The following is a 24014-nucleotide window of genomic DNA, read 5'->3' as shown; positions in this document are numbered from 1 at the left end:
GAATGGCGGGGCTCGTTCGAGATTGTCCTCGCCTGAATTGGGAACGAACATTCGACTTTTGAATCATTCCACGTCGGCTGAGTGTCGGATGTCCAACCGTGTCGCGCTTAAATCAGTTCGCCCGTGAGGCCGCAGCGGAATTGCTGCGCATGGCAAAAACCACAAAGGATCCCACGGTCGCTGCTGGCTTCGTACAGCGTGCCGCAGACCTGAAAGACGGCACCGGCGAGCTTCCTGCCATCGATGTCGAGGCCATGGCCGAAGAGCCGCCCAAGCCCTTGGCGAAGAACTAAGGCTGCCTCGGTCGGCGAAGGCTTCGTCCACTCCCCTCAGGACTGAGCGGGCGGAGCTCCGGTATTCAGAAGTTGAGCTACGGCGGTCACGATTTGCGCAGGTGCAAATGGCTTGGTCAGCAAGATGCTGTTGGGCACGCCGTGGGCGGGCCATTGATCGGCCGCCGCGCCTGTCATGTAAATCACAGAGATGTCCGGATTTAGCTCCCTGGCGCGATGGCCGACTTGCCAGCCATCGAGCTTTCCGAACAAATTTATATCGGTAACGAGTGCGCGATACTTGGTTTGGTTGCCCTGCAGAAGACTAACTGCATCCTCCCCACTGACGGCGACTTCGGCCTCAAAGCCGCCATCTGACAATGCGTCGGCCACCATGTCGCGGATAAGCTGTTCGTCTTCGACGACGAGGATAGTAACTCCCGCCCCTTGCATGCTGGCCCCCCCGCGCACCCCGCTGTGCGATCGGGGAAGGAACTCGCGATAAAGAGTTATGTTCCATTTTGAACACAGCGAGCAAGGGTCCCCCGCCCAACGAATGTCAGCTCGACTTCAGGAGTGCAGCTTCTTGCGCAACTTCCCGATCAATTCGCGAAGGCCCGCGACATGCTCGTGGAGGATGCGCCGCCGGGCCTAATCGCCCTCGCGGACTTTTACTTTTGGCTTGGCCGGCGGCTTATCGCGCCTGACATCACACCAGCCGCACGGGAGTATTATACTTCCCGTACCCGACTTTCGCTACAGCAACCGCGTGGCGCTCGGCGTAAACGATACCGACCGTGCAGAACGTGCCTTGAAGGGGGCCGCTGGGAAGCGGCTCACCTATCGAACGACTAACTAGCCAAGGGGCACCATATGGCAAAAGCCGCCGCTCCCCCAAAGGGGAAAAAGGCAAAGCCGAAACCAAAGCTAAGTGACAAAGAGCAATCCGAGCTGTTTATGGAAACCGCTCGGGAGCTTGGCGCTGACGAAGCGGGAGATAAATTCGAGGCGGCGCTTAAACGTATCGCTAGGGAGAAAACTTGAGCCCCCACCTGATGGTGTGGTGCTTATGATCTATCTTCTCAGCAACACGCTCCATGAATGCATGGACCTTGGTATAGGCTCGTAAAGACTGATGCTCATCGTATTGTTTACGGACATGCATCACTTGATTTCGATACTCGTCTTTAAACCCACTTAGATCAGCCAAAGCCCCACTGTAGAACGCGAGAGCATCATCCTTAGGCTTACCTGGGCGGACCTTATGAACAATCCTTTTTGCGTAATTATCCAGTTCGGTAATGATCTCCTGCCAAGTCCCCCATTCGAGCGGCTTATTGCGCGGCAACTGGATCTTCCTCTCTTTCGCTAGAGCCCTGAGGCCGTACTCCGCCACGCGCATGCTGTGAAATACAGACGCAATATTGTGGCCGAGGGCGTAGCAATCTATGGCTGCTAGAGCTTCATCCTTAGCTGTCGGGAACGCTTCATTGATGCGCTTCCAACTGGGGTAAAAACCCTGCATCACCCTAAGTTTGTCGGGCGGATAATGATAGAACATGCATTTGCCAAGCTCGCCAGAAAGCGTTTCTCGCAAAACTCGCACCTCAACGATAAAGTCCTCGGGCTTCATTTTGAAACCGAGAGAGGTGCTGAAAAGCATAATCCGATGATGCGTTGCGTCTAAACCTAGCTGCGTTGCGAGTTGGGAAATCTCGTTCAGTAGCGACTTAGCGCGGTCGCGAGCTCACCAAGGTTCTTTCCGAGGTCGGCAAGAGTTAGCAAGCCTCCGGGCTGCGAAAGTGGCGCCAAGTTCGAGGGCGGGATTGGACGACGCTCCAACATTCCGAGCATCTGGAAAATGTGAAGCGTCTCAATAAGATGAAAATTCATCATGTCCGCAAGACTCACCAGCCCGAAAGGGAGTTGAGCGGCGGGCGCGAATCGACGACCCCCGGCGCTACTCATGGTAGCACCGAGGTATAATATTCCCAGCCGCACGGCCGCAGGCGGCCTGGATCTAGATCGATCTTTTCACGCTCTCAGGGCTGCGGCGGTTCTTCTGGCGGGCTTGGTGGCGGCAGTCCGTATTCCAAGGCGCGCTTTGCCGCCAGCTTTCTGTAAGCCGCCGCCTGGTTCAACAGCTGAGTTTTAAAGGTCGAATCCTGCTCGCCCGCGGCCAGTTTCTCCAGACTGACGGCGCGCTCCAGGTATTCGGTCAACAGTTTCATCGCCGCCCCCGGCTTTTCTCCGACCCGTAAAAATCTCACGGCGCGAAAAAAGGTCAAGCGGGGAAAGTCCGGCTACCGATCCACTCCCTCAGGGTGAGCGCAGTACGGGAATCTTGGTGCCCGTTGAGGCACCAGGCAGACAGGGAGGGATGACGGCTAAGGCCCAGAGAGCGGACGGTGCTACAGTGATCGCCGCCGGCCAGCGGTCAGGATACTACCGCTGGTTAGACCTTGGTCATTCAAACTGATCCAGAATCTCTCGCACCTTCAGCGCTAGTTTTGCTTGCGAGATTGGCTTCTCCAGCAGGTTGACGCCTTCATCAAGCCTTCCCTGATGGACCACGGCATTGCGCGAATAGCCGGTCATGTACAGGATCTTCAGTCCAGGTCTAATTTGATGCGCGCGCCTGCCGAGTTCGCGACCATTGATCCCCGGCATGACCACGTCAGTGAGAAGAAGGTCCACCTTCGAGTCGTCTTGCAGGAGAATGGTCAGAGCGGCCTGGGCGCTGCGGGCCGAGAGGACGCGATAGTTGAGCTCCCGCAGGACGTCAGAGATATAGACGCGCAGATCTTCATCGTCCTCGACGACGAGAACGGTCTCGGATAGCTCACCCTCGGCAATTTCTTCGGGTGCGATTTCCTCGCGCGGTGTGCTTCCGGAAAAGCGCGGAAAGTACATCTTGATGGTGGTGCCTTGCCCCACCTCGCTGTAGATTTTTGCGTGGCCTCCGGATTGCTTGACGAAGCCGTAGACCTGGCTCAGGCCAAGGCCGGTGCCGTGGCCCGGCTCCTTTGTCGTAAAGAAGGGCTCAAAGGCGTGACTGAGAACGTCCCGCGACATTCCGCCTCCGGTGTCAGTCACGCAAATAGCGACGTACTGACCAGGCGCCAGTTCAGGATTGAGCCGGCAGTAATCATCGTCGGCGGAGATGTTGGCTGCTTCCAAAGTCAGCTTTCCGCCGTCGGGCATGGCGTCACGAGCGTTGATTGCCAGGTTGACGATGGCTGACTCCAGATGATTGGCGTCGGCTTCGATTTCCCAAAGACCCGCACTTCCGACGGTCTGGACTTCGATGCGCTCTCCGAGCGTGCGCTGAAGGAATTCCTGCAGGCTATTGACGTAGTTGTTTATGTTGATTGGTTTGGGATCGAGCGCTTGTCGGCGCGAAAATGCCAACAAGCGACTGGTCAACGCCGCGGCTCTCTGCGCGCCTCGTTTGGCGTTTGCGAGCGCCCGGTTCAGATTGGCTCCGGGCGCCTTGGCGTGCCGTTCAGCTGTCTCGAGATTGCCAAGGACGATCATGAGCAGATTGTTGAAGTCGTGCGCGATCCCGCCGCTGAGTTGCCCCACCGCCTCCAGCTTTTGGGATGCGGCGAGTTGCTCCTGAACGTGCTTGAGCTCGTCCTCAGCGCGCTTTCGGTCCGTAACGTCGCGCGTGACTTTGGCGAACCCGACGATGTTTCCGGCCTCGTCCGTGATGCGATCGATGATGACCGACGCCCAAAAGCGGGAGCCGTCTTTTCGCAGGCGCCAGCCTTCCGCTTCGAAGCGACCATGCTCCGCCGCCTCTGAAAGCGCACGCTTGGGCACACCGAGTTCTATCTCTTCAGGCGTGTAAAAAGCGCTGAAATGCCGACCGATGATCTCCGGCGGCGCGTAGCCCTTGATCCGCTCTGCTCCGGGATTCCAGGTTGTCACGTTGCCGAGTGGGTCGAGCTGAAAGATCGCGTAATCGACCACGGCCTCGACCAGCTGGCGATAGCGCCGCTCACTATCGAGAAGCTCTTCATGGGCTTCCTGACGTTCGGTAACGTCTCGCGTGACCTTGGCGAAGCCGATCACTTCACCGGCTTGATTGCGGACGGCATCGATGATGACCGATGCCCAGAAACGGCTTCCGTCCTTGCGGACTCTCCATCCTTCGGCGCTGAAGCGGCCTTCTCGTGCTGCGACGCTCAAGGCGCGCTCTGGAAGCCCATTGGCGCGATCATCTGGCGTATAGAAGGATGCGAACGACTTGCCGATGATTTCGTCAGGCGAGTAGCCCTTCAACCGCTGGGCACCGGAGTTCCAGCTGCGGACTGTGCCGTCGAGGTCGATCATGTAGATGGCGTAATCAACGATTGCGTCGATGAGCAGTTGAAGGCGCGCAGTATCGTCGATCCCGTCAAGTTTTGACTGGTGGGCTTGCAAATGGTCGACTCCGGTGTCGGGGGAAACAGTTTAACCGCGAAGTCTTTTTATTGTTCCGTAGTGCTGCTCCGTGCCAGCCTCGGATGGCATGATCTCTGTCGGGGTCTGAAGTCCGTTAAGGGGGTTATCGGATTCCAGAAAAAGCGCTGGTGGCATGTCTGCTGAGGGCCAACAAGCGGACTTCGCTGAACTGAGCGCCTATCGGTTTCGGTACCGAAAATGGCGATGCCGCCCCGATGTCGCTCCGCAAGGACCACGGTTTACCAACCATTAGGGTGCTGCGGGCCACAACCAAAGGCTGTTCCACCATCTAGCGAAGAGCCTCGACCGCAGGTGAAATCTCAAGCGCTATTTAAGATTCTTGGCGACACTTGCATCTCCGCTGTGATTGCCGCCTTCTCGGCGGCTTGCGTCTGGAGCGCGGCTGTCGCGATGGGCATCGTGCTCATGTTCGCGCCCGGCTTAATGGTTCTTTTTTTCGCTGCATATGCCGCGCCGTTCATTCTTTTGCCCATCTATGGACTTGCGAAACAGCGAATCGGCTTTGTTTTTGGACCGATCATCCTTGCCGGCATCGTCTATGGCGGTTCGTTCTTACTGATAACGGAAGAAAAGGATCTGTTCATAGGTCTCACATCCTACACGGCCGAACCCGAGCGAAAAAACCATACGCTGCTCGCGGTTGAAGACGACAACAATAATCTTTGCGATAAGGTCTGTATCAAGGTTCTGGCCACATCCAATCACACGGTTGCGCTTCGATCTAACACTCGGGCTCCCCGTAGTTGGATGCTCTATTCCCAAGCTGAGGGCGCTACATGTCTTGGGAAAGATAACGCCAGACTTGCTCTTGAATTTCTTCTATGGGGCTACCCCGGAAAGTGTGCGACGCGACGGGAAGTCGCCGAATTTGAGGACGGTTTACTGTTACGTATAATAACGTCAGACGCGAGATGGCCACGAAAGTCAGATCTTCCGAAGGGGTTCACGGGCGAAACCGACGAATATTTTGAACGCATTGGCGGCAAGGATCGCTTTCTGGCTCGTCATATCAAAGGTGGCCTCTCGAACCGAACGCAATTCCTGCTTCTGTTTGAAAGGCGACCGCCAGCAATCGATGCAGGGCCGCCGATCGACCGGTTGTCTTTTCTCGCAAACGCTATCGGAACTGACATCGAAACTCTCCGAAAACCAGCCGAGCCGTTCCCATTCGACGAAGTGCTGACTGGCGTTGAGAAATACTTCGATCAAAAGGACGCGATTGGCGCAGATGCGCTCGGAACGGCAAGATGGACCTGGTCGCAGATCGCATCCAATGCATCGAGGACGCAACCTCAACTATTGAGAGAGCGCATTCTTCGTTTGCTCAAAAGTCACGAAGCCTTTCGGATCAACATGGGCATCGAAGCCATATACAACTTGCGATTAGATGAGCGCACTTTTCCAGATGATGTGATGCTCGACCTGGTGTTTGCTCCGATAACGGAACCAGCCACGATTTCACTTCTCGAAAAACAGTTGGAGCGACAATTTGCTCGGGGCCGGCTGGCTCCGGCTGGCGACGTGCTCGAACGAGCAAGAAGTCATTTGAACGACCCAAACCTCAAGCCTTGGCAGTCACGCATCCTCGGTCGCATTAGTCAGCTCCAATGAGAAGATGCTACCATGATGGGGCCACCGCTTCTGCGGCGGACAGAGTCGCTCAGCGTAAACACGCAAGTATGCTCCTTCGCAGAGCTGGAGGAGTAGGATACCCCATGACGTAGAGATAGCCACCGACCCACAGCAACCTGAGGTCCGCAATGGGTCACTTGCCGAAGTCGGCAGGGTCGCTTGCGCGTCAAGGACGAGCATGATAGCAAGCGCCATCGGGTCAAACACAACCGCCCGACCAGCTTTCGAGCCAAGCGTTGTTTCGCTCCATTATGGAGGTGAAACATGTCTTGCGACAGCACCACTGGCTCAATCTGCACATCCAACGCAGCCTTCGTTCCTTCTCCAAACCCTGGATGGTTCTGGAAACTCACGCTCGCGCTGCTGGACGGCATCACACGGCGCCGCCAGTACGACGAGCTTCTCGAACTGGACGACCGGCTTCTCGCGGACATCGGCTTATCGAGAACAATCGTTGGGGAAGCTCGACGGTCTTATTTCTCAGGTTGGCGTGACAAATCGGATATTGTCGATTCCTGTCGGTGAGCGCCCGACACCTGCGCGTGCGAAGGCGGCGCGTCTGCTTGTCTCTGCGGATCGGACGGCCGCCAAGCTCGCAAAGGTCTGAAGATTTTTCCACCACGATCTTTACGCCTCAGAAGTCCAGCTTGTCTCGTATGGCGTCAATTCCGGCTTTCGCGCAGGCTTCGTCCGCGTCACCGCCCGGCGCACCGGACACGCCGACCGCTCCGACCAGGGAGCCGCCGGCTTCGACGATCAGTCCTCCGGCGATGACGACCGTTCCGGGAAGGTTGCGAATGCCCGCCTGCATCATGCCCGGCTGGCTGATCGCATTCAGCTCGGTCGTGCTGGTCTTGAACGAGGCAGCTGTCCACGCCTTGCCTGCTGCCGTCGAGGGCGTGTGAGGGCCTGCAAAGCGGTCGCGCAACATCACTTGCGTGACGCCGAAGCGATCGACGACCGCAACTGCAACCTGGTATCCACGGGTGCGGCAGTTCGCCAACGCAGCGCGCGCAAGATCGAGCGCCAGTTCCGGACCGAGGGATTTGTAGGCGACCAGACCTTCCTCCGCCCGCACCGGGCAGATGGACGCAATCAGCAGGGCCGCCGCGACCGACAGGCATCGAACGTTCATGGCAATCTCCGGCAAAGGTGACCAAACGCCTATTTGATCCCACCATATGTCAGATCATCGAACAGGGTTACGCTATCTGCCTTGGTCCAAAGGCCGATCATGCCGGCGTCCGGAATGGTGGCGTCTTCCACCTCGAACAATTGCTTTCCGTCATAGCTCACCTTGAACCGACTTCCTGCGAAGTCGCAGCGCAGCAGGTGCCATTGCGCCGACGACACCGGCGCGCTGACGCCATAGCCGCCTCTGCGACCCACGATCTCAAGTGATGTTCGGACGCCATTGGCCGTCTTGTACAGCACGACATTGTCCTCCAGCGCATTCGCGCGGACCACGTAGTAATTGTCGGCATCCTTCGCACGCCAGATAACTCCCGCCGCGCGATCCTCGGAGCCGGCGACGGCCTTGAATTTCACCTCGACGAAGCCGTCACGGATGGACGTATCGCGCTTGATGGCGAGGGGAAACGTCGCCCGTCCGGATTGCTTGAGGACGTTCGGCTTGCTTGGCGCCGTCGACTCGGCCTCGACGGTCCATTTCGGCTGTCCCTTGCCGGTCATCGTCAAAGTCCATCCGTCGGGCGAGGTTCCGGCAGCAGCGTTGTCGAAATTCAAGGTCTCGGCCATGGCGTTCCCTCCCACTAACAAAGCCAGCATGGATGCCAGCGCAAGCATGCCCACGAGCTTGTCCAGGTGCTTGTCCACGTACTTGTCCATGCGTCAGCCCTTCGTGCTCGCCGTCTTGTCGAGCGCCGCACGGAGACCCTCTGCAAGTTTGACGGCATCGTCGTTGGCCCAGAAGTGCATGAAGAAGAGCCGCGGCTGTTCGTCCAGCATGTGGCTGTGCAGCGCGGTCACCTCGATGCCGTGCGTCCGCAGCGCCACGATGACCGGGTTTACCTCGTCGCTGGTCAGCACGAAGTCGCCGGTGATGGCCGCCCTACCCGCGCCCGTCGGCTGGAAATTGATGGCGATCGCGACGCCCATCGCGCCGACGGGCGTCAACAACATGCCGTCTTCCGTGATGGGATCGCGCCGCTTCACGTTGAACTGGTAGACGCCGCCGTTCGCCTGCCCCTTGACGCCAATGATCTGATCGAGCTTCGCGGTGTCGAGGTCGATGGCGGGCGGCGGGTTCGCCGGCGCCGTGACCGTCAGCGGGGTCTTGCTTTCGGCCAGCGCATCATGGATCGCCGAGGCCAATTTGACGGGATCGCCATGGCCGGCGACGTGCATGTAGAACGTGGCCGGGCTCGCACGCAGCAGATGATTGTGCACGGCGGTGATCTCGAGCCCGCTCGCGATCATCTTCGCCATGACAGGATTGATCTCGGTCTCGAGCAGCACGAGATCGCCCATGACCATGGCGCCGCCATGCGCAGGCTTGAACGCGATCCAGCCGCCCAGCGCCAGCGCCGGCTTGATCGCAACCCCATCCAACGTCACGGAGAGATCGCTGCGGGGAAAGCCGTAACGGCGGACGTCGTCCGAGACGGCGGGCTTGCGACCCAGGTTCGCGTCCACCTTCTGCCAGTCGGCATCCTGAGCATATGCCGGGATGAAGGGGCCGAAGCGAAATGCAAGAAGACAGACACCAACGCCGACCACGGCCCAGATGATTCTTTTCATCGCGCTACTCCTCACCTTCAGTTTCGCTCTTTGACCTGGCCGCTGCTGTCGACGACGAGCGTCACCGCCTTGCCGTTCTTCACCGCCTTGGCGGTGATGCCTTCGGCCGTCGACTTGATATCGCTGACTTGCGCGTAACCGGCCGCTTGGATCCTGGCGACGAGCTCCTCCTGTGTCAGGGCGTGCGCGCTCGACAGCCCGCCCGCGACCGCAAGCAACAGAACCGTGCGGAAGATTGGTCGTGTTCGCATGATCATTCTCCTGGTTTGTCCTGCCTCAAGTTTTCTTGCCCCAGGTGAAGTCCGTTTCGCGATCTTCCCCTACGCGACACCCACAAGGCGCAAGAGGCCGCGGGCATTAATGTGCACAGCGACGCGACCGGCGCGGACGCCGTGCCGAAAAGTCGAGCCGGTCTGACGGATGAAATCGGGGATGTATGATGACATGCTGCGCCCTTGGTGATCAGGACGCGATGCTTGGGCATGTCGCCTCACGGGGAGATCGCACATCCCCGAGCCCCAAGTAAAAACCCGAGGGCGGCAGCTGTCAACGGGCCCAGGCTTTGGGCGGCGCACCGACGCCGCCGGCGAACGTCACAAAGAGTTCACCGCTCCGCGGAACCCCGCCGGCCACGCCTTGAAACTGGCGGACGGCCCCGCTACTGTCCTTTGCGTGGGGACAAAGCAGACTCCCCGTGAGGCCTCGGTCCAAGCTCTGCGCAGCACGCCATTTGTGGAGCTTGCGCATGGACACCGAACGACACCCTTCTCACCAACATACCGTCGCCATCCTCTCACGCGGAGACGCTGCCGCGCGGCGGGATGCGACGGCGCAAAACAGCCGCTTCGCGCAGCTTTTCGAAGCGCTCGCCGCCGTCGGCATTGAAGCCCAGCCGGCGATCTATGATGAAGGCTTCGCCGAGGGCGTCCGTGAACAATTGCTCGGGGTGGACGGCGTGCTGGTCTGGGTTAACCCCATTCAGGACGGTCGAAGTCGCATTGGTCTCGACGCATTGCTGCGGGACGTCGCGGCGCAGGGTGTGTGGGTCAGTGCCCATCCCGATGTCATCCTCAAGATGGGCACCAAGGAGGTTCTGTATCGTACCCGTGCGATGGGCTGGGGAAGCGACACGGCGCTATATGAAACCGCTGCGGCGATGCGCGCCGAGTTGCCGATACGGCTCGCCGCTGGTCCGCGCGTGATCAAGCGGAACCGGGGCAATGGCGGCCAAGGCGTCTGGAAGGTCGAGAGTCTGCCGACCTCCTCCATGATAAAGGTGCTGGACGCGACCAAGGACGCGCCCGAGGAACTGACGCTGGATGATTTTCTCCGTCGTTGCGCCGAGTATTTCGAGAACGGTAGCGTGATCGACCAACCATTCCAGCCTCGCCTGGGCGAGGGCATCGTACGTTGCTACATGGCCGGCGATCGCTGTGCCGGCTTCGGCCATCACAAGGTCAAAGCCCTGGTTGATTCGCCAGCCGCACGCGCCGAGGCCGGACCACGGCTCTATTCGTCCAACGCAGACCCGCGCTTCCAGCGGCTGCGTCGCTTGATGGAAGACGAGTGGACGCCGCAGCTGACGTCGTTGCTCGATATTCCGCGGCTCGACCTGCCTGCGATTTGGGACGCCGACTTCATGCTTGGCCCGGTCCTTGCCGACGGGACCGACAGCTATGTACTCGGTGAGATCAATGTCAGCTCGGTGCATCCTTATCCGGACGAGGCGCCGGCGGAGATCGCGAGGCGAGTTGCCGATCGGCTCCGGCGCAAGCTTTGAGACATGCTGACGGTCCGCGCGCTCAAGCGCTTGCACATCTCCGTTTCATTCGACTTGCAGGACGGCGAATGCGTCGCCCTGCAAGGGCCCTCGGGCGTAGGGAAGACCCAACTCCTTCGCGCGATCGCGGATCTCGATCCCAACGAAGGAATGGTCAAACTGGACGGAACGCTCAGGGAGGCGATGCCCGCCCCCGCCTGGCGCAAGCGAGTGACCTACCTCGCTGCCGAGCCGGGCTGGTGGACAGACATCGTGCAAGATCACTTCGGCGGCTGGGATGATGCCTTGCCACTGGTCACGAGACTGGGATTGCCCTGCAGTTGCGGTCCCTGGCCGGTCCAGAGACTTTCGACCGGCGAGCGACAACGGCTGGGGCTGGTGCGGGCGCTGATGCTGCGATCGCGGGTTCTTCTCCTGGACGAGCCGACTTCGGCCCTCGATTCGGCATCGACGGCGGCCGTGGAATCCTTGATCGCCGAACGCATTTCGAATGGAACGAGTGTCGTCTGGAGCACTCACGACAACGCCCAGGCCCGCCGCGTCGGGTCGAGGGTCCTTGTGATGAATGCCGAGGGCGGAATTGAGGACAATCGGCCGTGAGTTACATTCACCTGGCATACGGCGACTTGGTTCTGCCCGCGCTCCTTGTCGTCATGGACGGCGCTCTCTCGCTCGCTCTCCGCCTCAAGCTTGAAAAGCAGCTGGCCATCGCCACCGTGCGGATGGTGGTTCAGCTGGTGCTCGTCGGATACGTATTGACGTTCCTGTTTGCCGCGGTCTCGCCGCTCTGGACCGCCCTCGCCGCCGTCGTCATGGTTCTGTTCGCATCACGGGAAATCGTCGCTCGGCAGAAGCGACGCCTACCGGGTATCTGGAGCTATGGCTTAGGAGCGGGATGCATGCTGCTCGCGGCCGGTACCGTTACGATGTTCGCGCTTCTGACGGAGCTACGCCCGGATCCCTGGTATCATCCGCGCTATGCGCTGCCATTGTTGGGCATGATCCTGGGCAACACCATGACAGGAATAAGCCTGGGGCTGGACGTGCTGACGAATACACTGGTGCGCGAACGAGCCGCCATCGAAGCTTGCCTTGCTCTTGGCGGCACCCGGTATCAGGCGTTGCTGCCGGTCCTGCGAGACGCATTGAGAAGCGGCTTCACGCCAATCATGAACAGCATGGCTGCGATCGGCCTTGTCTCTTTGCCGGGGATGATGACCGGTCAAATCCTTGCAGGCGTCGAACCGATTGACGCCGTCAAGTATCAACTCCTGATCATGTTCTTGATCGCCGGCGGCACGGGATTGGGAACGCTCGCCGCCGTGATGGGAGGTGCTCGCCTTCTCACCGATCATCGGCATCGATTGCGCCTCGATCGATTTTCCACCGACGAGTAGAATTGCGCGACCTCACATCGACTGCGCCCGAACAGACTGGCCTTTCCGCGCCCACAGCAGCGCGAATGGACCCAACGCGATACCAGCCGCGAGGACGCTGAACGCCAAGAGCCAGCCGGTCGCGCTCTGCGGGCCACCGGCTGCGTCGAGCGCGGCGCCGGTGCCCCAGGCGCCGACCGCCGACAGGCCGAAGCCGACCGTCGAATGCAGGGCCAGGGTCGCGCCGCGATGTTCGGACACAGCCGCCGCGGACATGCCGGCGGTCAATGCGCCCGAATCCGCCGGCACGGTCAAAGCGTAGCCGAGCAGCAGAAGCGCGAGCACCCATGCCGGCGCTGTCGCGTTAAGGCCGATGATGAGCGCGACGCAGGCCGACGCGATCATCACGACCGTGATCGCGCGATGGCGGCCGAACTTCAGCGCGGCCTCGTTGCCGAGGATGCTCGCCGGCATCGAGATCACCGCAAAGCAGAAGCTCAGCACGACGGGACTCAACCACGACGGCGCGCCTTGGTGGGCGACGACGAAGGTCCAGAACCCGACCAGCCAGGTGCGGATGCCGTAGAGCTCGAAGCAATGAGCGCCGTAGCCGAAGATGTATCCGAGCGCCTCGCGGTTGGCGAAGACGGGCGCGAAGTTCAAGAGCCGTCCCGCCTTCGGCGCGGGCCGCTGCGCCTGCATCAGAAGACACGCGACGACCATGGCGATCGGACCGAAGCCGGTGACAAGGAAGGCGGTCCTCCATCCCCAGCGGTCGGCGATCACTTGCGCGACCAGGAACGAGAGGCCGACGCCGACCGAGAAGCTCGACGTGTACAGCGTGACGGCGCGCGAGGTGTCGCCGGGGGGAAGCCGGTCCGTCAGCGCCTTCAGGCCCGGCATGTAGGCGCCGGCAAATCCGAGCCCTGCCAGGGACCAGATCGCGATCGCGGACCAGAACCCTTGCGCGAAGATTCCGAACGCTGCGGTCGCCAGTCCGCTGACGATAGAACCCCAGAGCAGAACGAGCCGTGCGTCGATCCGGTCGGTCAATGTCGTCAGCACGGGCACGGCGAGCATGTAGCCGAACGCATAACCGCTCGCCATCAAGCCGCCTTCGGCCGCCGACAGCCCCCACGCCGGCATCAGATGCTGCGCCAGATTCGCGGACAACGTCACATGCGGCAGCAGATTGCCGACCTGGCCGATGCACATCACCGCGATCAGAGACCGCCCGCTCAAGTTACGAATGCTGTCCTCCCGCCCCCACGCCGACACGGCGCACCAACCACAATGGGCAACTCTCCGGCTTCACCTGCAAGACCCAAATTCATGAACAACCGCAGCCGGAAGCGCCGGCCTTCTTCGCCGCTTCGTCGTCGGCGCAACAGGCCGTCGGTTCCTGCTTCGCCGGCCCGCAACATCCTGATCCAGCTCCTGCAGCTTCCACGCCGCCGCGCGTGCAGACGCCGGTCTCCGGCAGCACGAGCTCCACCCTTGCGGCGGCTTTCTTGTCGCCGGCGAGATCGGCCGCAATCGAGCGCACCTGCTCATACCCCGTCATCATGAGAAAGGTCGGCGCGCGGCCATACGACTTCATGCCCGCCATGTAGAAGCCCGGCTCGTCGTGCGAGAGCTCGCGCGCGCCGTGCGGGCGCACCGTGCCGCAGCTGTGCGCGTTGGGATCGATGAGCGGCGCCAGCGCGACCGGCGCCTCGATGGCGGGATCGAGCCGCAGGCGCAATTCGGACAGGAACGAAAAGTCGGGACGAAAGCCGGTCGAGACGATCAGCTCGTCCACGATCAAGCTCCGTCCGCCGCAACCCGAGCCGGCCGCGATCTCGAGGCGGCTTGCGGAGTCCGACAGATGCGTGACGCCGAATTCGGCTTCGACCTTGATCTTCCCGGCGGCAATGAGCGCAGCGAAGGCGCTGCCGAGCTCTCCGCGTGCGGCAAGCTTGTCATTCCGGCCGCCGCCAAAGGCCTTGGCGGGATCGGCGCCGCGCAACAGCCAGATCGCTTGCGTCCCCGGCACCTCGTCCGCGAGACGCACAAGATCGATCAGCGTGCCCACCGCGGAGTGGCCGGCGCCGAGCACGGCGACGGTCTTCCCGGCATATCTGGCGCGGCCGACACCACGGACATCGGGCATGCCATAGGCGATGTGGCCGGCGCATTCACGCTCGCCGATCGCGGGCAGACCATTACCACCGGCGGGATTGGGCGAGAACCATGTGCCGGATGTATCGATCACGGCATCCGCGCGCAGCACTTCAGGACCTTTGCCGTTCTGGTAGCGGATTTCGAACGGCGCCTGCTCACGCCCCGTCGTCTTCGCCTTGTCGAAGCCGACGCGGCTGATGGCCGTGACACGGCTGGATGTCCGGATCACCTCGCGCAACGGCGTTCGCGTCGCAAGCGGCGTCAAATATCGGTCGATCAGCTCGCCGCCGGTCGGATAGGAGCCCGGGTCCGGCGAATTCCATCCCGTCGGCGCGAGCATGCGCGCGGCGGCCTTGTCGATATTGTAGTCCCACGGCGAGAAGAGCTGGACCTGCTGCCACTGGCGAACCGCATGCCCCGCTTCGGGTCCTGCCTCCAGCACGATGGGTGACATGCCACGCTCCAGGACGTGCGCAGCTGCTGCGAGGCCGACAGGCCCTGCCCCGATGATGGCTATTGTTTTTGCGTTCATTCGACTTCTCCCATAATTCTAGAATCATCGAAAGACGCTAGCCAAAAACGTTCACGCCGCGGTTTGCGTCGTCTTGCATCCGACTTCGTCTGCGCAGCACTCCGCCGCCAGGAAATCGACCAGACCCCGCATCGCGTCGAAGTTTGCGTGGCAGATCAGCGTCGTCGATTCCCGGACCTGGCTGACGAGCCCGACCGAGACCAGGGTCTTGATGTGATGCGACAGCGTCGATGCCGGTATCTTCAGCTTGTCCTGCAAGCGACCCACGGGCATGCCCTTGTGCCCTGCCCGCACCAGGGCACGATAGATCTGAAGCCGGGTCCGGTTACCCAGGGCCTCCAGGCGTGCTGCTGCGTCGTCGATCTTCATGACCGCCAGGATGCGCCTGCGGATGCCAAGTTGTCAAACCGTATTTCTAGAATCTTCGAAATATCGGCTCGGCCGCCCAACGGGCAAGAATTCCGGATTGACGCGCTCCAATTAGTTCCATAAGTCTGGATATATGGAAACAGAAGAAGCCGTCATGGCGCTCGCCGCGCTGTCCCAATCGACCCGCCTGGAGGCCTTCCGCGCACTGGTCAGGCACGAGCCTGATGGTCTCGCTGCGGGCGATCTCGCACGGCTGTTGGAGGTCCCTCAAAACACGCTCTCGGCGCATCTGTCGATCTTGACGCGCGCGCGGCTGGTGACCTCCGAGCGGCGCAGCCGTTCGATCGTCTACCGCGCCAATCTCGGCGAATTTCGCGACGTCGCGGTCTTCCTGCTGCGGGATTGCTGCGGCGGACGGCCGGAAGTCTGCGAACCTGTCGTCGAAACCCTGCAAGCCTGCTGCAAGCCGAGACGAAAGGAGCGAAGCCGTGCCTGATCAATTCGATCTTCCGCGGCGTCTCGCGGCTGAGGCGCTCGGCACGGGCATTCTGGTTGCCACGGTGGTCGGCTCCGGCATCATGGCGGAGACGCTGACCAAAGACGTCGCGCTTGCGCTTCTCTGCAACACCCTGCCGACCGGTGCCATTCTGGTCGTCCTGATCACCGTGCTCGGACCGATCTCCGGCGGACACTTCAATCCGGCAGTGACCCTCGTCTTCACCGGCAAGCGGGAGCTGCCGGTGAACGACGCCGCATTTTACGTCGTCGCGCAGATCGCCGGCGGCATCGCGGGAACGATGGCAGCGCATCTGATGTTCGGACTGCCGCTACTCGATTTCTCTGAGAAGATGCGAACCGGAGGACCGCAATGGTTCGCCGAAGCCGTCGCCGCTTTCGGTCTGGTCGCAACGATCCTGGCCGGCATCCGGTTTCAGCGCACTGCGGTTCCCTGGCTGGTCGGTCTCTACATCACGGCGGCCTATTGGTTCACAGCCTCGACCTCGTTCGCCAATCCGGCCGTGGCCATTGCGAGGTCGCTGACCAACACGTTCACGGGCATACGTCCCGCCGACCTGCCCGGATTCATTCTCGCGGAGCTCTGCGGAGCGTTCGCCAGCGTGCTGCTGATGAGTTGGCTGCTCGCAGACGCCCGCGCGGCCGACCCCATCCCAATCGCGGAGACCACCCGATGAGCGTCACGATCTACCACAACCCCGCCTGCGGCACATCGCGCAACACGCTGGCGATGATCCGGCAGAGCGGCGTCGAGCCGGACGTAATCGAATATCTGAAGACGCCGCCATCCCGCGAAACGCTGGCCGAACTCGTCAAGGCCCTCGGCATCTCCGTTCGCGCGCTGCTGCGCGAGAAAGGCACGCCCTACAAGGAGCTCGGCCTCGACGAACCGAAATTGTCCGACGACGAGCTGATCGACCAGATGCTGGCGCACCCCATCCTGATCAATCGTCCGATCGTGGTGACCCCCAAGGGCACACGCCTGTGTCGTCCTTCGGAAGCCGTGATCGATCTCCTGGACCATTCCGTCGGCCGGTTCGTGAAGGAGGATGGCGAGGTGGTCGAAGCGCGATAGGCTTACGAGATCCCTGTCCTATTGGGATCAGATCTTCGGGATCTTCGCCCGCTCCACCACGCCGGTCCATTTGCTGATCTCGGTCTCGATCAGGGCCTTCATCTCCTCGGGCGAACTGCCGCGAACCTCGCCGCCGACGGCGGTCTCCAGACGCTGCTTGAGGTCGGGATCCCTGAGTGCGTCGAGCGTCGCCGCATTGAGTGCGGCCATGATGGCGGGCGGCGTTCCCTTCGGGGCCAGCAGGCCGGCCCAGGTGCGCACGTCATATCCCTTGATACCAGCTTCCTGAACCGTCGGCACATCGGGCAGCAATGCGGTGCGCGTCGGCGAGGTCACCGCCAGGCCGCGGATCGCACCGGCCTGGATCTGCGGAGCGAGCAGGACCGGCGTGCCGACGATCACCGGAACCTCTCCGCCGAGCAGCGCGGTGACCGATTGAGAATCGCCGCGATAGGGCACGTGCACAATCTCGACGCTGGCGGCTGCGTTCAACAGCTCTCCTGCAAGATGGTGCGTGCTGCCGAAACCGACCGATCCGAAGGAGAGCGCACCCGGCTTCTGCTTTGCCATGGCGACAAGCTCGCCCAGCGATTTTGCCGGATAATCGCTACGCACAGCGATGACGAGCGCGTAATAGACCAGCGTCGAGATCATCTCGAAACTCTCGGCCGGCTGGTAGGCGAGGCTCTTGTAGGTCGCGGCGGAAATCGCGTGAGCGCCGGTGACGAGCCCGATCGTGTAGCCATCGGGCGCCGCTTTCGCGATGGCATCCGCGGCGATGTTGCCGCCGGCGCCGGGCTTGGCCTCGACGATGATCGGCTGGCCGAGCTTCTTCGAGACCCCGTCGGCGATGATGCGCGACAACGTGTCGGCCGCGCCGCCGGCGGCAAATCCATGCAGCAGCCGGATCGGGCGCGATGGATAATTGTCCGCCGACGCCGAAGTGGCTGCTAAAAAGCCGCCAAACAGAAAAATCGCCGCAGCAAGCCGCTTCATCCTTCGCATGGATGCGTCCTCCCTTTGACTGTTCTATCGTTGGCCGCGACGAGGCGGCGTTCTTCAAGTCGAGTTTGAATCCGCTAGCGGGCGAACTCCGTGCATTCAGGCGATGGCGGCATGCCCCAGACGTCGCGCGGCAGACCGACCCAGACTTTCGGCCGCTGCGGTCGATCGCGATGCCAGGGACGCGGCTCGAAGTAGCCGAGCTCTTCGTCGGTCATGCGGTCGAGATCGAAGAACAGCTCGACCACATGCCCGTCGGGATTGCGGTGGTAGATCGCGGTGTTGTGCCCGGGGCCATGACGAACCGGCCCCCAGAGAACCGGCAGCTTGTGCCGCGCGAGATGATCGCAGGCCTCGTGCATGTGGGCGGCACCACGCAGCTCGAACGCGACATGATGCAGGCCACGGACGGGCGCGCCGGCGAAGTTCAACGTGTGATGCTCGAAGCCGCTGCGCATGAACACGAAGCGATCCTCGATCCAGTCTGAAACCCGCAGGCCCATCATGTTCGCGTAGAACTCCGAGGCGGCGCGCGGATCGGGCGTGCCAAGCGCGACATGGCCGAGCTTGGTGACGGCAAGCGCACCGATCCGCTCCTGCGCAGGCGTCGGCGTCCAGCCCTGGATCAACTCAAAGCGCGTGCCTTCGGGGTCGCTGAACGACAGCGATTTGGAAACGCCAGGCAGGGGATCGCTATGCAGCTCGGGCCGCAGATCGGCCTGCTTCAGCGCGGCGCCCAGCGCCTCGATCTGGACATCAGGAGATATCTCGAAGGCGATGCTCGTCAGCGCCGCGTCGCCGGGTTCGATCACCAGCGAAAGCTGCTCGGAATCGTTGGCAAGGAAGATGCGGTTGCCGTCGCGGCCGACGAGGCCAAGACCGATCACGGCGCGGTAATAGTCGAGCAACCGCTCGGGATCGGGCGAGGCAAAGCTCGCGTGCCGGAGCCGGGTGAAGCGTGCAATGGGTGCTTGTGTCGTCATCGTGCAATCCACCCCCTCATGGCGTCATGATGATCTTGCCGAGCGCCGAGCCTTGCTCGAGCAGCGTGTGGGCCTGCCTGACCTCGTCGAGCTTCAGGACCGCCGAGATCGCCGGCTTGATCGCATTGCGGCTCAGCGCGTCGATCACGTTGCGCATGAGCGCGCGACGCCCGTCGCGATCGTGGTCGTAGATGTGGAAGGAGAAGCAGCGTATCGCCGGGCAGATGTCGAGATGGTCGCGCATCGCCGCCATCAGGTTTTCTTCCGGCAACCCGGCGAAGGCGTTGTACGACAGCAGCGTGCCCCATTTGCCGAGCGCGCCGAGATAGCCGGTGAATTCGGGCCCACAGACGTGATCGAGCACGAGGCCGACGCCCTCGCCATTGGTCAGCTCGCGGGTCCGCGCCACCACGTCTTCGCGGCGGTAGTAGATGACGTGATCGGCGCCGTTGCCCCGCGCGAATGCGGCCTTCTCCTCGTTGGAAACCGTGCCGATGACATTCATCTGCGCGAGCTTGGCGAGCTGCACCAGCGCGGTGCCGACACCACCCGCCGCCCCGATCACCAGCACGCTCGCCGGTGCGCGAGGATGGCGGCACTCGTTCAGCAGCGCGTAGGCCACCTGGTAGTTCGACAGGCACACGGCCGCTTGCATATCGACATCGTCGGGCAGCAGATGAATGGCGTCGGCGGGCGCGACCACATAGTCGGCGTAGCAGCCGCCACGCTGCGACAGATCGCGTGCGCTCAGCAGCACCTTCTGGCCGATCGCAAACCCTTCTACGCCGGACCCGAGCGCGGCAATGCGGCCGGCAACGTCGTTGCCGGGATTGGCCGGCAGCGGCGGCATCCATTTGTAGACGCCACGCCGGATCAGCACATCGGGCTGCCCCACCCCGAACGCTTCGGCCCGGATTTGCACATGGCCGGGTCCGGGCACAGGCACCGGACGCTCCACCAGTTCGAGTGCATCCGGCCCACCCGGCTGACGCACCAGCACCGCCCTCATGATTTCATCTCCGCCCATATTTTCGAAAATAATATCGTTTACGAAAATTATTGCAAGATGCTCGTTAGCGCGGCATGTTGAGCCATCGATTCAGTGGCAGAAACCATGTCCGAAAGCGCCATTCGCCCCCGCAAGGAATTCGGCAAGACCGTTGCCGCCGACATCACCCATCGGCTGCGCGAGGAGATCATTGCCTGCGGCCTGGCGCCGGGCGAGCCGCTGCGATTCGACGTCCTGCGCGAACGATTCGGCGTAAGTTTCACGACGCTGCGCGAGGCGCTGACGGCGCTTACCGCCGAAGGCCTGGTCGACGCGCAGGAGCAGCGCGGATTTCGGGTGGCGCCGGTCAGCCGCCAGGACCTGGTGGAAGTCACCGATGCCCGGGTGCTGATCGAGGTGGAATTGATCCGCCGCGCGATCGAGCGGGGCGACGACGATTGGGAAATCGCCGTCATCTCGACGCTGCATAGATTGAAGCGAATCGAGCAGCGCGATCCCGAACATCCGCTGCGCGATCCCGAATGGAAGATCGCCCACCGCCAATTCCACCAAGCACTGGTGTCCGCCTGCGGCTCCGCTACCCTTCTTGCCATTCGCGCCGACCTGTTCGATCGCGCCGAGCGCTATCGGCATCTGTCGGCCAATTTCCGGCCGCGGCCGCGCGACAAGGCCGGCGAGCACCAGGCGATCATGCAGGCCGCCATCTCGCGCAATCCGGATCTCGCGGTGCAGCTGATCGAGACGCATATCCGCACGACCGCCGACAACGTTGCGACCTACGCCGCGCATCTGCTCGATATCGAATAGGCGGCAACGGCTTTTTACCGCCGTGGGCTTGCGCCCCGCCCGATTTTCGAAAATAATATGCAAGATCGAAAATGCCAACCTTTGGGGCGTAACCATGAAGCTGCTGTCGTTCTTGGACGGAAATCGGGAAAGCTGGGGCGCCGTTGTCGAAAATGGCGTCGTGGATCTCGGCCGCGCCCTGCCCCAGTACCCTGTTCTCGCGGACTTCCTCGGCAGCGACGACTATGCGCGGCGCGAGGCCATCGTCGCCGGACACAAGCCCACGATGGCGCTGAGCGACGTCAAATATCTGCCGGTGATCCCGCGTCCGGAGAAGATCGTCTGCGCCGTGCGCAATTATCTCGACCACCACAATGAAGCCGTGGCGTTCGGGATGAAGCGCGAGATCACGGAATTTCCGCCGATCTTCCTCCGGGTCTGGCGCTCCCAGGTCGCGCACAACGCGCCGGTGATCCGGCCGAAGGTCTCGGACAATTTCGACTGGGAGGGCGAGCTGGCTGTCGTCATCGGCAAGGGCGGCCGTCACATCAGCCAGGCCAACGCCTGGGATCACGTGGCGGGCTACTCGATCTACAACGACGTCAGCGTGCGCGACTGGCAGCGTCACGCCCAGCAGATCGCCTCCGGCAAGAACTTCGTCGGCACCGGCCCGTTCGGACCATGGCTGGTGACGCCGGACGAGATCGGCGATCCCACCAAATTGAAGCTCGAGACACGCGTCAACGGCGCGGTGGTACAATCCTCCGACACCTCGATGCTGATCTTCTCGATCCCGCGGCTGATCGAGTACAGCTCGACCATCTTCGACCTCGTCCCCGGCGACGTCATCGCCACCGGCACGCCGGCTGGCGTCGGCTTCACCCGCAAGCCGCCTGTTTTCCTCAAGCCCGGCGATGTGGTCGAGGTCGAGATCGAGAACATCGGCGTGCTGCGCAATCCCGTCGTCGACGAAGCATAGCGCCTGCGCATGTCGTCTCAAGACGTGTCCCATGACATCCGCAAGACCGCCCTTAGCGTCGAGACCATCTGGCACGAGCGCGGTCCCCGGCTGGAGAAGCCTCTGCTGGTCGGCACGGCCATTGCGGTGATCCGCAATCCCTTCGCGGGCCGCTTCGAACCTGACCTGATGCCGTTTCAGGCATCCTTGCGCGAACTCGGGCGCGAGCTTGCAACGCGGCTGATCGCACAGCTCGGCGGTGCCGCGCAGATCGAAGCCTATGGCAAGGGCATCATCGTCGGCGAGGACGGCGAGCTCGAGCACGGCGCGGTCTGGCACGAGGCCGGCGGCCAGGGCATGCGCGAGGTGCTCGGTCAGCCCAAGGCGATCGTTCCAGCGGCGAAGACCATCGGCGGTCCGGGCACGCGGCTCATGGTTCCGCTCGGACACATCCACGCCGCCTATGTCCGCAGCCATTTCGGCACCGCGGAGATGACGCTGTGGGATTCACCACGGCGCGACGAGATCGCATTCGGGCTCGTGATGGCGACCGGCGGCCGGCCTCACGCGCGCATCGGAGGCCTCGCGGCATCCGCGATCTCCGCGCACGACGGACAGCGCTGACGGCCCGAGCAGCGCACTCAATGTGCGTCGCACCTGCAGCGCTCATAATCGGCGGGATCGTGGCTGTTGACGACGCTCACGCGATCGCCGTGGTTCAGATCATCTCGAAGACCATGTTGCGCGCTGACGAGCATTTCGTCGCGATGTGAGCGAGCGTTATGTCGCAGCGCCGCCGCCGTCGCATCCGCTGGCACTGAGGGAGAAGCTTCGCACCGCCGATCTCGCCCGCGTCCCCTTGATCGACCGCTGCCATTGCGAAACAAGTGGCAATCGGAAGACTGGGCCATGGCGCTGGTCGCTGCCGGGGTCGGCATCGCCATTATCCCGGAAGGCGTGGCGCGCGGCAATCCGGACGTCGCAGTGTCAAAAGCAGCGGGCCAAGTCTCCACGGGGCCGAGCGGTCGTGGCGAACGCGAAGAGATCGCCTCGTCCGCGCTAGCGCATCCATATTGCAGCGCAAAGTAGCGCTCGTAAATCCATCAAATCATGTGCTATGTATATTACGCCGGTTGTTTGCCTAAAAACTAATCAAAGAAGAATGAAAGAGGCGTCATGATCGGTTTGGAGGGGGTTTCCGCCCAAGCGTTATCCGACACCATCGGCGCCATCTACGACTGCGCCCTCAATCCGCAGCTTTGGGCGGCCACCTGCCGGAAGATCGCCGATCTCTGCGAGAGCACGGCGGGCGGCATCTGCGTTCACGACATGAAGCACGTCCAGAACGACCAGCTGTTCGTGTTCGGCTATGAGCCGACGTTTCTGGAAAAGCTCGGCGAAAACTACGCGAAGACGCCGATGGCGGCCGCGGATATCGTCGCCGACATCGGTCATGTCAGCGCGCTCTCGATGAACGATCTCGATGAGCTGCTCGAAAGCCGGTTCTACCGGGACATTCTCCAGCCTCACGGATTGCAGGACATCATCTGGTTTCCAGCTCTGCGGACCGGCGGGCGCATGGCCTCCATGCATGCCTCTCGGACGGCGAAGACGCATCGCTATCAGCAGCTGGACATCAACCTGTTCAAGATGCTGTCCCCTCATGTCTGCCGCGCCCTCACCATCTCCGACGCACTCGACCTCAGGACGCTGCGGTCGGAGATGCTGGAGCGGACATTCGACATGCTTGCCGTCGGTGTCTTCCTGACGGCGCGCGACGGCCGGGTCGTCTACATGAACGAGACTGCCGAGCGGCAGATCAAGACCGGCAACGCCGTTCGTGTTCTCGGCAACCGGATCTTTCCGACCGATGCCGCCGCCCGCGACGCGCTGTCCAAGGCCATCGACGAAGCGTCCCGCGACGATGCGGATTTGAGCGGACACTCGCTCGCGATCCCCGATATCGACGGCGCCGGCTACATCGCCACCCTGCTTCCTGTCGATCGCGGTCAGCGCAGCGGAATCCTCGCCCCGTTTGCCGCATCGGTAGCCGTCTTCATGAAGGACCCCGCCGAGGTGCCGATGATGCCGGGCGAGGCTTTTGCGAGGCTCTACAAGCTCACGGGCGGCGAGCTTCGCGTGCTGATGACGCTCGCGCAAGGTCTCGGCGCGAAAGAGGCGGCCGACATGCTCGGCATCGGCGAGTCAACGGTGCGCTCTCACCTGCAGCGCATCTTTGCCAAGACGAACACGACGAGGCAAACGGATCTGCTTCGCCTGCTGCAAAGCGCGACGCCGCCGCTTCTGCCCGCACAAGGCGCTGTCGGCTAA

Annotated in this window: 28 protein-coding genes and 2 pseudogenes; 16 read left to right on the top strand and 14 right to left on the bottom strand. The window is 62.0% G+C overall.

Features of this window, described 5'->3' with window-relative positions:
- Positions 1 to 98 precede the first annotated feature (98 nt).
- Entirely contained in the window at positions 99 to 293 is a 195-nt protein-coding gene (locus tag IVB45_RS12085; protein WP_247359849.1) for a hypothetical protein, read from the top strand.
- Between the two features lie 36 nt (positions 294 to 329).
- On the opposite strand, the gene IVB45_RS12080 is transcribed toward IVB45_RS12085, so the two are convergent.
- Positions 330 to 725, bottom strand: coding sequence for a response regulator (locus IVB45_RS12080; protein WP_247288815.1), 396 nt, complete (start codon positions 723 to 725; stop codon positions 330 to 332).
- 295 nt (positions 726 to 1020) lie between these two features.
- On the opposite strand from IVB45_RS12080, the pseudogene IVB45_RS12075 reads away from it, so the two are divergent.
- Positions 1021 to 1131 (top strand): annotated as a pseudogene (locus tag IVB45_RS12075) (IS1595 family transposase); the annotation flags it as partial.
- Positions 1132 to 1145: 14 nt separating this feature from the next.
- Positions 1146 to 1316: a hypothetical protein gene (locus IVB45_RS12070; protein WP_247359850.1), complete on the top strand. Its 171-nt coding sequence runs from the start codon at positions 1146 to 1148 to the stop codon at positions 1314 to 1316.
- On the opposite strand, the gene IVB45_RS12065 is transcribed toward IVB45_RS12070, so the two are convergent.
- The 3 genes from IVB45_RS12065 to IVB45_RS12055 all read right to left on the bottom strand — a co-directional run bounded on the left by IVB45_RS12065 (position 1300) and on the right by IVB45_RS12055 (position 4700).
- Positions 1300 to 1905: a hypothetical protein gene (locus tag IVB45_RS12065; protein WP_247359851.1), complete on the bottom strand. Its 606-nt coding sequence runs from the start codon at positions 1903 to 1905 to the stop codon at positions 1300 to 1302. The genes IVB45_RS12070 and IVB45_RS12065 overlap by 17 nt on opposite strands.
- 409 nt (positions 1906 to 2314) lie before the next feature.
- Positions 2315 to 2503 carry a hypothetical protein gene (locus IVB45_RS12060; protein WP_027569099.1) on the bottom strand — a complete coding sequence of 63 codons (189 nt, stop codon included), beginning with the start codon at positions 2501 to 2503 and terminating at the stop codon, positions 2315 to 2317.
- A gap of 235 nt (positions 2504 to 2738) precedes the next feature.
- The gene (locus IVB45_RS12055; protein ID WP_027569098.1) at positions 2739 to 4700 is read right to left on the bottom strand and encodes a PAS domain-containing sensor histidine kinase; all 1962 of its coding nucleotides are present in this window, start codon (positions 4698 to 4700) and stop codon (positions 2739 to 2741) included.
- Positions 4701 to 5033: 333 nt separating this feature from the next.
- Between IVB45_RS12055 and IVB45_RS12050 the strand changes: the two genes are divergently transcribed.
- Positions 5034 to 6353, top strand: coding sequence for a hypothetical protein (locus IVB45_RS12050; protein ID WP_247359853.1), 1320 nt, complete (start codon positions 5034 to 5036; stop codon positions 6351 to 6353).
- Between the two features lie 285 nt (positions 6354 to 6638).
- On the top strand, positions 6639 to 6899 hold the full coding sequence (locus tag IVB45_RS12045; protein ID WP_081747940.1) for a DUF1127 domain-containing protein: 261 nt from the start codon (positions 6639 to 6641) through the stop codon (positions 6897 to 6899).
- A gap of 109 nt (positions 6900 to 7008) precedes the next feature.
- On the opposite strand, the gene IVB45_RS12040 is transcribed toward IVB45_RS12045, so the two are convergent.
- The 4 genes from IVB45_RS12040 to IVB45_RS12025 all read right to left on the bottom strand — a co-directional run bounded on the left by IVB45_RS12040 (position 7009) and on the right by IVB45_RS12025 (position 9385).
- Positions 7009 to 7509, bottom strand: coding sequence for a heme-binding protein (locus IVB45_RS12040; protein ID WP_247359854.1), 501 nt, complete (start codon positions 7507 to 7509; stop codon positions 7009 to 7011).
- A 29-nt stretch (positions 7510 to 7538) separates the two neighbouring features.
- Positions 7539 to 8132: a hypothetical protein gene (locus IVB45_RS12035; RefSeq protein ID WP_247359855.1), complete on the bottom strand. Its 594-nt coding sequence runs from the start codon at positions 8130 to 8132 to the stop codon at positions 7539 to 7541.
- A 93-nt stretch (positions 8133 to 8225) separates the two neighbouring features.
- A complete protein-coding gene (locus IVB45_RS12030; RefSeq protein WP_247359856.1) occupies positions 8226 to 9134 on the bottom strand; it encodes a DUF1259 domain-containing protein in 909 nt (302 codons plus the stop codon).
- Between the two features lie 17 nt (positions 9135 to 9151).
- The gene (locus IVB45_RS12025; protein ID WP_247317834.1) at positions 9152 to 9385 is read right to left on the bottom strand and encodes a hypothetical protein; all 234 of its coding nucleotides are present in this window, start codon (positions 9383 to 9385) and stop codon (positions 9152 to 9154) included.
- Positions 9386 to 9879: 494 nt separating this feature from the next.
- Between IVB45_RS12025 and IVB45_RS12020 the strand changes: the two genes are divergently transcribed.
- The 3 genes from IVB45_RS12020 to fetB are packed head-to-tail and all read left to right on the top strand — an operon-like array spanning position 9880 to position 12311.
- Complete coding sequence (locus IVB45_RS12020) at positions 9880 to 10914, top strand: Cj0069 family protein (protein WP_247359857.1); 1035 nt, start codon at positions 9880 to 9882, stop codon at positions 10912 to 10914.
- A 3-nt stretch (positions 10915 to 10917) separates the two neighbouring features.
- Positions 10918 to 11514 (top strand): ABC transporter ATP-binding protein, encoded by a 597-nt coding sequence (locus IVB45_RS12015; RefSeq protein WP_027569088.1) that lies wholly within the window; start codon positions 10918 to 10920, stop codon positions 11512 to 11514.
- Positions 11511 to 12311: an iron export ABC transporter permease subunit FetB gene (gene fetB / locus IVB45_RS12010; protein WP_247359858.1), complete on the top strand. Its 801-nt coding sequence runs from the start codon at positions 11511 to 11513 to the stop codon at positions 12309 to 12311. The genes IVB45_RS12015 and fetB overlap by 4 nt, the downstream gene beginning before the upstream one ends.
- A gap of 12 nt (positions 12312 to 12323) precedes the next feature.
- Here the strand turns inward: fetB and IVB45_RS12005 are convergent, their stop codons facing one another.
- The 3 genes from IVB45_RS12005 to IVB45_RS11995 form a co-directional block, all read right to left on the bottom strand.
- Positions 12324 to 13505 (bottom strand): MFS transporter, encoded by a 1182-nt coding sequence (locus IVB45_RS12005; RefSeq protein ID WP_247360157.1) that lies wholly within the window; start codon positions 13503 to 13505, stop codon positions 12324 to 12326.
- 115 nt (positions 13506 to 13620) lie between these two features.
- A complete protein-coding gene (locus IVB45_RS12000) occupies positions 13621 to 14985 on the bottom strand; it encodes an NAD(P)-binding domain-containing protein (RefSeq protein ID WP_247359859.1) in 1365 nt (454 codons plus the stop codon).
- Between the two features lie 51 nt (positions 14986 to 15036).
- Positions 15037 to 15354: a metalloregulator ArsR/SmtB family transcription factor gene (locus IVB45_RS11995; protein WP_063993077.1), complete on the bottom strand. Its 318-nt coding sequence runs from the start codon at positions 15352 to 15354 to the stop codon at positions 15037 to 15039.
- A gap of 133 nt (positions 15355 to 15487) precedes the next feature.
- Between IVB45_RS11995 and IVB45_RS11990 the strand changes: the two genes are divergently transcribed.
- The 3 genes from IVB45_RS11990 to arsC are packed head-to-tail and all read left to right on the top strand — an operon-like array spanning position 15488 to position 16945.
- A complete protein-coding gene (locus IVB45_RS11990) occupies positions 15488 to 15850 on the top strand; it encodes a metalloregulator ArsR/SmtB family transcription factor (RefSeq protein WP_247359860.1) in 363 nt (120 codons plus the stop codon).
- Positions 15843 to 16547, top strand: a complete 705-nt coding sequence (locus tag IVB45_RS11985) for an MIP/aquaporin family protein (RefSeq protein WP_247359861.1) — start codon at positions 15843 to 15845, stop codon at positions 16545 to 16547. Before IVB45_RS11990 ends, IVB45_RS11985 begins: the two co-directional genes overlap by 8 nt.
- Positions 16544 to 16945 carry an arsenate reductase (glutaredoxin) gene (gene arsC, locus IVB45_RS11980; protein WP_247359862.1) on the top strand — a complete coding sequence of 134 codons (402 nt, stop codon included), beginning with the start codon at positions 16544 to 16546 and terminating at the stop codon, positions 16943 to 16945. The genes IVB45_RS11985 and arsC overlap by 4 nt, the downstream gene beginning before the upstream one ends.
- A gap of 27 nt (positions 16946 to 16972) precedes the next feature.
- On the opposite strand, the gene IVB45_RS11975 is transcribed toward arsC, so the two are convergent.
- The 3 genes from IVB45_RS11975 to IVB45_RS11965 form a co-directional block, all read right to left on the bottom strand.
- A complete protein-coding gene (locus IVB45_RS11975; protein WP_247359863.1) occupies positions 16973 to 17950 on the bottom strand; it encodes a tripartite tricarboxylate transporter substrate binding protein in 978 nt (325 codons plus the stop codon).
- A 74-nt stretch (positions 17951 to 18024) separates the two neighbouring features.
- Positions 18025 to 18930 (bottom strand): VOC family protein, encoded by a 906-nt coding sequence (locus IVB45_RS11970; RefSeq protein ID WP_247359864.1) that lies wholly within the window; start codon positions 18928 to 18930, stop codon positions 18025 to 18027.
- Between the two features lie 16 nt (positions 18931 to 18946).
- A complete protein-coding gene (locus tag IVB45_RS11965; protein ID WP_247359865.1) occupies positions 18947 to 19939 on the bottom strand; it encodes a zinc-dependent alcohol dehydrogenase family protein in 993 nt (330 codons plus the stop codon).
- 105 nt (positions 19940 to 20044) lie between these two features.
- On the opposite strand from IVB45_RS11965, the gene IVB45_RS11960 reads away from it, so the two are divergent.
- The 5 genes and pseudogenes from IVB45_RS11960 (at position 20045) to IVB45_RS11940 (ending at position 24014) form a co-directional block, all read left to right on the top strand.
- Positions 20045 to 20746: an FCD domain-containing protein gene (locus tag IVB45_RS11960; protein ID WP_027569077.1), complete on the top strand. Its 702-nt coding sequence runs from the start codon at positions 20045 to 20047 to the stop codon at positions 20744 to 20746.
- A 94-nt stretch (positions 20747 to 20840) separates the two neighbouring features.
- Entirely contained in the window at positions 20841 to 21704 is an 864-nt protein-coding gene (locus IVB45_RS11955; protein WP_027569076.1) for a fumarylacetoacetate hydrolase family protein, read from the top strand.
- Positions 21705 to 21713: 9 nt separating this feature from the next.
- On the top strand, positions 21714 to 22307 hold the full coding sequence (locus tag IVB45_RS11950) for an amino acid synthesis family protein (RefSeq protein ID WP_247288779.1): 594 nt from the start codon (positions 21714 to 21716) through the stop codon (positions 22305 to 22307).
- A 95-nt stretch (positions 22308 to 22402) separates the two neighbouring features.
- Positions 22403 to 22676: pseudogene (locus IVB45_RS11945) on the top strand (LysR family transcriptional regulator substrate-binding protein); the annotation flags it as partial.
- Positions 22677 to 22859: 183 nt separating this feature from the next.
- On the top strand, positions 22860 to 24014 hold the full coding sequence (locus tag IVB45_RS11940; RefSeq protein ID WP_247359866.1) for a helix-turn-helix transcriptional regulator: 1155 nt from the start codon (positions 22860 to 22862) through the stop codon (positions 24012 to 24014).

This window comes from Bradyrhizobium sp. 4 (genome assembly GCF_023100905.1).
Lineage (GTDB): Bacteria > Pseudomonadota > Alphaproteobacteria > Rhizobiales > Xanthobacteraceae > Bradyrhizobium.
This window is presented reverse-complemented; position numbering and strand designations above follow the sequence as displayed.

Excerpts from the sequence above, each read along its gene's own strand:
- IVB45_RS12080 (WP_247288815.1), bottom strand. The coding sequence starts at position 725 with ATGCAAGGGGCGGGAGTTACTATCCTCGTCGTCGAAGACGAACAGCTT.
- IVB45_RS12070 (WP_247359850.1), top strand. The coding sequence starts at position 1,146 with ATGGCAAAAGCCGCCGCTCCCCCAAAGGGGAAAAAGGCAAAGCCGAAA.
- IVB45_RS12065 (WP_247359851.1), bottom strand. The coding sequence starts at position 1,905 with ATGAAGCCCGAGGACTTTATCGTTGAGGTGCGAGTTTTGCGAGAAACG.
- IVB45_RS12060 (WP_027569099.1), bottom strand. The coding sequence starts at position 2,503 with ATGAAACTGTTGACCGAATACCTGGAGCGCGCCGTCAGTCTGGAGAAA.
- IVB45_RS12045 (WP_081747940.1), top strand. The coding sequence starts at position 6,639 with ATGTCTTGCGACAGCACCACTGGCTCAATCTGCACATCCAACGCAGCC.
- IVB45_RS12040 (WP_247359854.1), bottom strand. The coding sequence starts at position 7,509 with ATGAACGTTCGATGCCTGTCGGTCGCGGCGGCCCTGCTGATTGCGTCC.
- IVB45_RS12035 (WP_247359855.1), bottom strand. The coding sequence starts at position 8,132 with ATGGCCGAGACCTTGAATTTCGACAACGCTGCTGCCGGAACCTCGCCC.
- IVB45_RS12030 (WP_247359856.1), bottom strand. The coding sequence starts at position 9,134 with ATGAAAAGAATCATCTGGGCCGTGGTCGGCGTTGGTGTCTGTCTTCTT.
- IVB45_RS12025 (WP_247317834.1), bottom strand. The coding sequence starts at position 9,385 with ATGCGAACACGACCAATCTTCCGCACGGTTCTGTTGCTTGCGGTCGCG.
- IVB45_RS12020 (WP_247359857.1), top strand. The coding sequence starts at position 9,880 with ATGGACACCGAACGACACCCTTCTCACCAACATACCGTCGCCATCCTC.
- IVB45_RS12015 (WP_027569088.1), top strand. The coding sequence starts at position 10,918 with ATGCTGACGGTCCGCGCGCTCAAGCGCTTGCACATCTCCGTTTCATTC.
- IVB45_RS12005 (WP_247360157.1), bottom strand. The coding sequence starts at position 13,505 with ATGTGCATCGGCCAGGTCGGCAATCTGCTGCCGCATGTGACGTTGTCC.
- IVB45_RS12000 (WP_247359859.1), bottom strand. The coding sequence starts at position 14,985 with ATGAACGCAAAAACAATAGCCATCATCGGGGCAGGGCCTGTCGGCCTC.
- IVB45_RS11995 (WP_063993077.1), bottom strand. The coding sequence starts at position 15,354 with ATGAAGATCGACGACGCAGCAGCACGCCTGGAGGCCCTGGGTAACCGG.
- IVB45_RS11990 (WP_247359860.1), top strand. The coding sequence starts at position 15,488 with ATGGAAACAGAAGAAGCCGTCATGGCGCTCGCCGCGCTGTCCCAATCG.
- arsC (WP_247359862.1), top strand. The coding sequence starts at position 16,544 with ATGAGCGTCACGATCTACCACAACCCCGCCTGCGGCACATCGCGCAAC.
- IVB45_RS11975 (WP_247359863.1), bottom strand. The coding sequence starts at position 17,950 with ATGCGAAGGATGAAGCGGCTTGCTGCGGCGATTTTTCTGTTTGGCGGC.
- IVB45_RS11970 (WP_247359864.1), bottom strand. The coding sequence starts at position 18,930 with ATGACGACACAAGCACCCATTGCACGCTTCACCCGGCTCCGGCACGCG.
- IVB45_RS11965 (WP_247359865.1), bottom strand. The coding sequence starts at position 19,939 with ATGAGGGCGGTGCTGGTGCGTCAGCCGGGTGGGCCGGATGCACTCGAA.
- IVB45_RS11960 (WP_027569077.1), top strand. The coding sequence starts at position 20,045 with ATGTCCGAAAGCGCCATTCGCCCCCGCAAGGAATTCGGCAAGACCGTT.
- IVB45_RS11955 (WP_027569076.1), top strand. The coding sequence starts at position 20,841 with ATGAAGCTGCTGTCGTTCTTGGACGGAAATCGGGAAAGCTGGGGCGCC.
- IVB45_RS11950 (WP_247288779.1), top strand. The coding sequence starts at position 21,714 with ATGTCGTCTCAAGACGTGTCCCATGACATCCGCAAGACCGCCCTTAGC.
- IVB45_RS11940 (WP_247359866.1), top strand. The coding sequence starts at position 22,860 with ATGATCGGTTTGGAGGGGGTTTCCGCCCAAGCGTTATCCGACACCATC.